We start from the raw sequence: 6527 nt of genomic DNA on the forward strand, positions 1-6527 counted from the left end.
ATCTGGCGAGGCTCCTTCTCCATGCTCTTCGCCTGCACCTTCTTCATGCTCGCCAGCGCACTGGCCGGCAGCATCACTTCCTGAACACACACCCGAGCCCGGCGGGCCCTTAGGGGATAACCGGACCTACCCGGAGCGTAAGCGGCGAGAGCGCGCAACCATCCACCGCAGCCAGGGCCTGGTGGTACCTCCAATCCGGGTGACCTGGCATTTCCCCTTTCAACTAACGGCGCCGGCCTGGCGCGAGGTTTTCTAATGTCCGCAGAACAGAAACTGATCGCGATCGAAGAGATCAGCGAGGAGAACGCCCCGGCCATCTACGTGGCCGGCGGCCTGAAGCAATTTATCGACCTGGTGAAGGCTGAGGTCGAAGGCGAAGTGCCCGACCTGACCACCCGCAAGGGCCGCGAACGCATCGCCAGCCTGGCCGCCAAGGTCAGCAAGTCGAAGACGGCCGTCGAGAAGCCCGGTCGCGACTACCTGCGCCGCCTCAAGGAAATGCCGAAGGTGGTCGAGGCCGAGCTGCGCGAGTTCGTGACCAAGATGGACACGCTGCGGGACGAGACGCGCCGGCCGCTCACCGAGTGGGAACAGGCCGAGGCCGAGCGAGTTAAAGGGCATGAGATGCGCATGCTTGGCCTTCGTTCAGAAGCCTCTGATCTCGGATCGCTCAGCAGCGACGAGTTACTGAGCAGCATTGCCAGAGTGGAGGCCGTTGCCCTGGATGAAACCTGGGAAGAGTTCGCAGCCGAGGCCGGCCAGGCTAAAGACCAGGTTCTGGCCGCTCTGCGTGAAGCTCTGACCGCGCGGCAGAAGTACGACGCCGAGCAAGCCGAGTTGGCCCGCCTGCGCCGCGAAGCTGAAGAGCGCGCCGAGCAAGACCGCATCAGGCTGGCACAAGAGGCCGCGGTTGAGGCCGAGCGCCAGCGCGTGGCCCAGCAGCAGCAAGCCGAGCGCGAAGCGGCGGCACGCCGCGAGCAGGAACTGATTGACCAGGCCGCTGCGCAAGAGCGCGAAGCCGAGAACCAGCGTCTCCAGCTCAAGCTACAGGCAGAGCAAGCCGAGCGTGCCCGGGTTCAGGCTGAAGCCGACCGCGTTGCCGCCGAGCAGCGGATGGAGCAGGAGCGCCAGGCCGCAGCGCGCCGGCAAGAGGAAGCCGCCGAGCAGGCCCGCCAGGACGAGCGCCGCCGCGCTGATGCCGCTGCCTCGGAGATCCTTCGCCAGCAGGAAGCTCGAGAGGCCGACAAGGCGCACCGGGCGAGCATCAACCGCGCCGCCCTGGAAGCCTTCATGGCCGAGGGCATGCCTGAAGCGTGCGCCAAGCAAGCGGTCACCCTGATCGCCCAGCGCAAGATCCCGAACATCGCCATTTCCTACTGAGGTCGCCATGAGCCAAGCAGTAGCCATCATCTCGCAGGACATTTACGCGCAGCGGAACCAGTTCGCCAATGTGCTGACTGACCGCTCGCTGAACTTCGAGCGCGAGGCCGAATTCGCCATCCAGGTGATCACCTCGAGCGAGTACGCCACCAAGGTGGCCATGCAGAACCGACAGTCTGTGGCCAACGCGATCACCAACATCGCCGCCATCGGCATCAGCCTGAACCCGGCCAAAAAGCAGGCGTATCTGGTACCGCGCGACGGCCGCATCTGCCTGGACATCAGCTACATCGGTTTGATGGACTTGGCCATGTCGACCGGAGCCATACGCTGGGCCCAGGCTGAACTGGTCTACGCCGCAGACGCTTTCAGCCTGAACGGCTTCGACAAGCCTCCGACCCATTCCTACAACCCGTTCGCCAAGGATCGCGGCGAAGTGATCGGCGTTTACGTGGTAGTCAAGACTGCCGATGGCGATTACCTGACCGAAACCATGAGCATCGAGGATGTGAACGCCATCCGTGACCGCTCCAGCGCATGGAAAGCTTGGGTCAGCAAGAACAAATCCTGCCCGTGGGTCACCGACCCGGGCGAGATGGCTAAGAAGACCGTGGTGAAACGCGGTTACAAGTACTGGCCGAAGACTGAGCGACTGGAGCAGGCGATTCACCACTTGAACACGGACGGGGGTGAGGGTCTGGCCAGTCTGGCTGGCTCGGCACCCACCGACCCCGAGATGGTGAACAACTGGATCGCACTGGCACAGAAGGCCGGCAGCCTGGAAGCATTGACCGATGTGTACCAGCAGGCAACCGCAGCCATGAAACAGGCAAAGGATGCGACCGGCCATGCCCGCTTCAAGGCAGAGGTCACCAAGCGCGCCGACGCCATCAAGGCAGAGGCGGCGCCCATCGAAGGCGAATCTGAGGAGGTGTTAGATGGAGCAGCGTAGCGCTGAATGGTTCGCGGCACGCCTTGGCTGCGTTACCGCTAGTCGAGTGAAGGATGTGATGGCCAGCGGCCGGGGCGGCGCACCATCTGCCACCCGGAAAAACTACATGATGGAACTTCTGTGCGAGCGCCTCACCGGCCAGTCTGGCGGCGCCGACCTTTCCCGCAATGCTGCCGTGCAGCGCGGCGTCGAGCTTGAGCCGTTTGCTTGCATGGCCTACGAGGCCGACAAAGGCCTGATGGTGGTTGAAACAGGCCTGGTCATGCACCCGAGCATTTCGGGTTTCGGGGCTTCGCCGGATGGGCTGGTCGGTGATGATGGCGTGCTGGAGATCAAGTGCCCAAACACAGCCACCCACATCGCCACAATGCAGTCCGAACGGCACGACCCGCAGTACGAGTGGCAGATGCTGGCCCAGATGGCATGCACCGGCAGGGCCTGGGCAGATTTCGTCAGCTACGACGACCGCCTTCCTGAGCCGCTTCAGTACGTGTGCCACCGCTTCGAACGAGATTTCAAACGCATCCGCGAGATGGAGTCAGAAATCAAGGCATTTCTGGAAGAGCTCAGCGACCTGGAGAAGGAGATGCGCGAGCGAATGAAGGAGGCAGCATGAACCCATCAATCGACCTGGAGGCAGCGAAAGCTGCCTTCTTCGCGTCTGGCGGCCAGCTGATCGTGCTGGAGGGCTTCACCTACCGGCCGCTGCCGCAGCGCAAGCACCCTGAGCCCAAGCCGAAGCGGGCCAAGCCTGCTGCGCATAAGTCGGAACGCCCGCAACAAAGCCGGGCCAGGACTCGCGCCGCACAGATCGCCGAGCTTGCCAAGACCATGACCTGTGGCGAGGTAGCGAAACTCCTTGGCGAGACCAAGGGAGCGCTTTGGGGCGTAGCCGCTCGCGAAGGATTCAAGTTCTGCAAGCCGCCACGCCAGGCGCAGCCAGTAAAGGACGCCGCCGCTCAAGAGGCTGCTGATCGGGAATTGGCAGACCGGATCATTGCCTTGCGCGACGAGGGTATGTCCCGCTGCCGGGCAACTGCAGTACTCGGAATCGGAAATCGCAAGCTGGAGAGAATCCTGGCTGCCTACGAGATCAACTTCCCGCTTCAGCGGCATAGGGGTTAGGCCATGAACGACCACGGCGAGCACCCCAGCGTCTACTACCTTGGCCGGGAATGCCGCCGCAACGGTGGCGGCAAGATGGCCAACCCATTCGCCTCTCACACGTTCCACGGCTCCTGGTTTTTGGCGGGCTGGAACGACATGGATCTTGAGATTGAACAGAAAAATCCGAAGCGCGCTGCAAAGAACAAGGCGGCGTGAGCAGTTCAACCTACCGCCCAGCGGATTGAAGGAGGTGCCGTATGGCGATGACATCACAAGAGCGCGACAAGCGACGGCGCGAGAAGGCCGAGCGCCTACAGGAAGAAGACCTGCGCTTGAAGGTTCGGCCAGGGACTAAGCAGGCCCTGCTGGAGCTGATGGAGTGGGCCGGGATCGAGGAACAGGGCGAGGCGATGACGCTGATGATTCATCACATCGAAGCGCTCGGGCATCACGCATTATTCAGGATCGCGCGCCACGAAGTCGAAGCTCACCGAACCGTGGCGCGCAGTGAGTCGCTGCGGCTATCAGCTAGGAAGCGAACCGGCCAGCATCTGCGCGCAATATCCGGTTGGGCAGACGCCTCGGCCAGCCAGATGATCGAGGCGCTGATCCACGGCATTCATGCCCTGGGCCGGCTGCACGCAGCGAAGTTTCTCACCCCGCCGCAGCACGAAATCAGCATATCGCCACGCCTGGCACTGGCCTTCGACCGGAAGAGCATGCTGATGATTCAGCAGGATCCGGGGGATGAGGTTTTAGCCCCGAATCTTCAATCCTTCTGACTCAGCAAAGGCCTTCGCGCGGGACAGAGCCGCTTCCTTTGCATCTTCCTCGCTGTCGAATTCGCCTTTTCGAGTAGGAGGAACCTTGCGCCCCTTAACGCTTACTGACTGGATGTCCCAGCCGCCCGCGGGACCGGCGATAAGAGAGACCTCAATGTCTCCTTCCCTGAAGTTACTGCTGATCTTCATTTTCAGTTCCTCTGTCCGGCCCCATGCCGGTCATCCGTAATACCCCATCCCAAACCAAATTGCCACCATGCCGCCACCAGCACGGAGGGCGGCGCATGCCCAGGAGATCGACATGAAGGTCGAAACCTCGACAGTAACCAAGCTCGTCATCAGTGACGTTCCGCGCCTTGATCCGATCAGTGTGTTTCTGGAGGACTTCAGTCGTCGCGACTGTCCGACCGAGAAGGATCCGAATTATCAGACAGCTCAGGGAAAGATCACCATTAGCTGCTGGGACAAGAGCTGGAATGCCTACTGGGGTGGCATGGGTCCGCGCACGGTTGCCGAGTTCGTCACCAACTGCAATGCCAGCTACGTGCTGAATTGCCTTGACCGTGGCATCAGTTCGACCAGGTTCAGTGGCAGCGCTCTGGAGGCGCTGGCAAGGAGAACTGTGATTAAAGCGCGTCGCGACCTATCCATGGACAAGGACGAGGCGCGACGTCTGTTCGACCAGGTAGAGATCCTCGGAGGCCTGGAGGTGCCAAACGAGACTTGGCACCACAACGACCTGCTCACCGATATCTTCGGAGAAGAGTGGTGGCACACCCTCCAGGAAGAGGCGGTCGAGGAAAACCACGAATACACCTACCTGCTTCGCATCGTCGAGGCAGTTCAGAAGGCGCTAGCCCAGCCGTTATCCGCGGCTGCCTGACCCCGCGCTGCCCGCCAGCGCCTTCCCCTATTCAACGATAACGCCTCCCCGGCGAGGGCGGCGCCTGCAATGGAGATTGCCGTGAGCATCCCTGTGAATGCCCTGAAAGAAGATGAGCTTCTGCACTACGCCGCGCTCGAGCCGGGCGCAGCAGCGGAGCTCGCGCGACGGATCACCGAGCAAGGCCTTGACCCAAGCGCAGCCGCAGAAGAGCTGCGCGAGGAAATCCGCCGCCTGGAAGATCAGCTCGACGAAGAGTCGCGCGATGCCGATGAGCTGCGAGACAACGCCGAGGACGCATGCTGCTGGATACGGCGCGCACTCGATACGGATGACCGCGAGCTTTCGGTGGAGCAGCTGCTCCAGAAGGCCTTGGACTGCCTGGAGTGAGCCATGAGCACTTTTGCAGTTTTTGGAATGACCGCCGCGCAGGCGCTGGCCGATGCCAGGAAAAGCACCAAGAACACCAAGCCTAGCGGCAAGTCAGGGGTGCCACCTGTTGAGATCACGCTCGAAGAGTGGATTGAGGCTGTACAGCGCAATGCAGACGCCATCATGGCCGGCGTAAAGGTAAAGCAGCTCAGCGCCCTTTTCGACACTCCGCAGCACGCACTGCAGCTCATCGAGCTGGCCAAAAAGGCCGGTGCCTGTCGCGACCTGAAGATCCGCTGCAAGGCAGCCCTGCTCGACGAGAAGGGAAAGAAGATCCTCAGCCCCAAGACCAGAATGCCAGTTATCGGCTGGGCTGACTGGACACCCGAAAGCCACAAGGCCGCCTGAGCCGGAGTTACCCATGCCTACAAAAAGCAGATCAAGCGCTGACAAGTGCAGAGATCACAACGCTCCGCTGCTCTACGCGCTTGAGCATTTCGGTCTGTGGCGCCTGAGCAAAGACAGGCAATCAATCATCTTCATCTTCGCTGACGACAGCAAAATTACTTTCAAGGCCTCATCCCGGCCGCAGGAGGCAGTATGAGCAGCACCGAAATGGTCAGCTTCCCACGAGAACTGTCCGATGATCTCGCGGAACTGATCGCTACCCGAGCCCGCGTGTGCGGAGGCGGAGCCTTCGAAATCTGGGAGGCCATCTGCGAAGGCTTCGGAGCGCCAGCCTCACAACGCCACGACCCTATAGCCTGGATGGTTGGTACTGCCTTCTGGTGGACAAAAGAAGAGGCAGAGCGGGATGCGGCGGCGACGGGGCTGCCGATTGTTCCGGTTGGGCCGCAAGCAACCATCCCCGACGGTTATTGCCTGATGCCCACGCGGCTCACGGCCGAGAACGGCGCCAAGGCTCTGCTTCTCGGTGAGTTCAAGCTGGAGGTCACCCAGGAATGCCCGGAATGCCGCGAACTGGATGATCCGGTAGAAGGCTGCGAGATATGCGATGGCGAGGGTGAGTACGGCCAGCGCCACACAGTCC

10 protein-coding genes and 1 pseudogene are annotated in these 6527 nt (G+C 61.7%); 10 read left to right on the forward strand and 1 reads right to left on the reverse strand.

Features of this window, described 5'->3' with window-relative positions; all coding sequences use genetic code 11:
* Window positions 1-255: 255 nt before the first annotated feature.
* The 6 genes from L6D64_RS27765 to L6D64_RS27790 are packed head-to-tail and all read left to right on the forward strand — an operon-like array spanning window position 256 to window position 4221.
* Window positions 256-1380 (forward strand): hypothetical protein, encoded by a 1125-nt coding sequence (locus L6D64_RS27765; RefSeq protein WP_176509950.1) that lies wholly within the window; start codon window positions 256-258, stop codon window positions 1378-1380.
* Window positions 1381-1387: 7 nt separating this feature from the next.
* Window positions 1388-2332: a recombinase RecT gene (locus L6D64_RS27770; protein WP_103444655.1), complete on the forward strand. Its 945-nt coding sequence runs from the start codon at window positions 1388-1390 to the stop codon at window positions 2330-2332.
* Entirely contained in the window at window positions 2319-2948 is a 630-nt protein-coding gene (locus tag L6D64_RS27775; protein WP_176509951.1) for a lambda exonuclease family protein, read from the forward strand. Before L6D64_RS27770 ends, L6D64_RS27775 begins: the two co-directional genes overlap by 14 nt.
* Window positions 2945-3457, forward strand: coding sequence for a hypothetical protein (locus L6D64_RS27780; RefSeq protein WP_176509952.1), 513 nt, complete (start codon window positions 2945-2947; stop codon window positions 3455-3457). Before L6D64_RS27775 ends, L6D64_RS27780 begins: the two co-directional genes overlap by 4 nt.
* A gap of 3 nt (window positions 3458-3460) precedes the next feature.
* Window positions 3461-3655, forward strand: coding sequence for a hypothetical protein (locus tag L6D64_RS27785; RefSeq protein ID WP_176509953.1), 195 nt, complete (start codon window positions 3461-3463; stop codon window positions 3653-3655).
* A gap of 41 nt (window positions 3656-3696) precedes the next feature.
* Window positions 3697-4221, forward strand: coding sequence for a hypothetical protein (locus L6D64_RS27790; protein ID WP_176509954.1), 525 nt, complete (start codon window positions 3697-3699; stop codon window positions 4219-4221).
* Here L6D64_RS27790 and L6D64_RS27795 read toward each other — a convergent pair.
* Window positions 4195-4410, reverse strand: coding sequence for a hypothetical protein (locus L6D64_RS27795; RefSeq protein ID WP_176509955.1), 216 nt, complete (start codon window positions 4408-4410; stop codon window positions 4195-4197). The genes L6D64_RS27790 and L6D64_RS27795 overlap by 27 nt on opposite strands.
* 112 nt (window positions 4411-4522) lie before the next feature.
* Here L6D64_RS27795 and L6D64_RS27800 point away from each other — a divergent pair, with 112 nt between their 5' ends.
* From L6D64_RS27800 to L6D64_RS27815, 4 genes and pseudogenes are all read left to right on the forward strand, one after another.
* Complete coding sequence (locus L6D64_RS27800; RefSeq protein ID WP_176509956.1) at window positions 4523-5104, forward strand: phiTE_072 family protein; 582 nt, start codon at window positions 4523-4525, stop codon at window positions 5102-5104.
* A gap of 81 nt (window positions 5105-5185) precedes the next feature.
* A complete protein-coding gene (locus L6D64_RS27805; RefSeq protein WP_176509957.1) occupies window positions 5186-5494 on the forward strand; it encodes a hypothetical protein in 309 nt (102 codons plus the stop codon).
* 3 nt (window positions 5495-5497) lie between these two features.
* Entirely contained in the window at window positions 5498-5884 is a 387-nt protein-coding gene (locus L6D64_RS27810) for a hypothetical protein (RefSeq protein ID WP_176509958.1), read from the forward strand.
* Between the two features lie 192 nt (window positions 5885-6076).
* Window positions 6077-6527, forward strand: a pseudogene (locus L6D64_RS27815) (hypothetical protein); the annotation flags it as partial.

It is taken from the genome of Pseudomonas urethralis (assembly GCF_021602465.1).
Classification (GTDB): Bacteria; Pseudomonadota; Gammaproteobacteria; order Pseudomonadales; family Pseudomonadaceae; genus Aquipseudomonas; species Aquipseudomonas vlassakiae.

Excerpts from the sequence above, each read along its gene's own strand:
- L6D64_RS27765 (WP_176509950.1), top strand. The coding sequence starts at position 256 with ATGTCCGCAGAACAGAAACTGATCGCGATCGAAGAGATCAGCGAGGAG.
- L6D64_RS27775 (WP_176509951.1), top strand. The coding sequence starts at position 2,319 with ATGGAGCAGCGTAGCGCTGAATGGTTCGCGGCACGCCTTGGCTGCGTT.
- L6D64_RS27795 (WP_176509955.1), bottom strand. The coding sequence starts at position 4,410 with ATGAAGATCAGCAGTAACTTCAGGGAAGGAGACATTGAGGTCTCTCTT.
- L6D64_RS27785 (WP_176509953.1), top strand. The coding sequence starts at position 3,461 with ATGAACGACCACGGCGAGCACCCCAGCGTCTACTACCTTGGCCGGGAA.
- L6D64_RS27780 (WP_176509952.1), top strand. The coding sequence starts at position 2,945 with ATGAACCCATCAATCGACCTGGAGGCAGCGAAAGCTGCCTTCTTCGCG.
- L6D64_RS27770 (WP_103444655.1), top strand. The coding sequence starts at position 1,388 with ATGAGCCAAGCAGTAGCCATCATCTCGCAGGACATTTACGCGCAGCGG.
- L6D64_RS27810 (WP_176509958.1), top strand. The coding sequence starts at position 5,498 with ATGAGCACTTTTGCAGTTTTTGGAATGACCGCCGCGCAGGCGCTGGCC.
- L6D64_RS27800 (WP_176509956.1), top strand. The coding sequence starts at position 4,523 with ATGAAGGTCGAAACCTCGACAGTAACCAAGCTCGTCATCAGTGACGTT.
- L6D64_RS27790 (WP_176509954.1), top strand. The coding sequence starts at position 3,697 with ATGGCGATGACATCACAAGAGCGCGACAAGCGACGGCGCGAGAAGGCC.